Origin of the sequence: uncultured Aquimarina sp. (assembly GCF_947500065.1) — a bacterium.
Lineage (GTDB): Bacteria > Bacteroidota > Bacteroidia > Flavobacteriales > Flavobacteriaceae > Aquimarina.
This window is the reverse complement of the sequence record NZ_CANMQT010000047.1, coordinates 1-431: the sequence shown is the minus strand read 5'-3', so window position 1 is coordinate 431 and position 431 is coordinate 1. Positions and strand designations below refer to the sequence as shown.

The following is a 431-nucleotide window of genomic DNA, read 5'->3' as shown; positions in this document are numbered from 1 at the left end:
GCAGTAATTACATAACTTGCTGTATACGTACTGTTGTCACTCGCCCCTACTACTAAATCAATCGTAGTGGCTGGTGTAACTGTTACCAATGCATCGGTTACACTAATTCCTGTAAGGTCTATATTACCGGTATTGCTAACCGTAAATGCATAGTTGATCGTATCTCCAGCATCAATGATACCATTTGCGTTCGTATCTACATAGGTATCTGTCTTGGTGATATCCAATAGTCCTTGTCTAAGATCCGTTACCGTTGCATCATCTGGACTACCATCATTATCTGGATCAACATCAGTCGTGTTATCAGGATCATCAGAATCGTCCGTGATATCTGGACCGCCTAATGGATCTGTCGCAGTAGCCACCGCAGTATTGCTAAAGGTACCCGCAGTAATATCTGCTGGCGTGATCACATAACTTGCTGTATAAGT

Annotated in this window: 1 pseudogene; it reads right to left on the bottom strand. The window is 42.7% G+C overall.

The features are described 5' to 3' along the window. Nucleotides 1-431 (bottom strand): annotated as a pseudogene (locus Q0975_RS28375) (hypothetical protein); the annotation flags it as partial.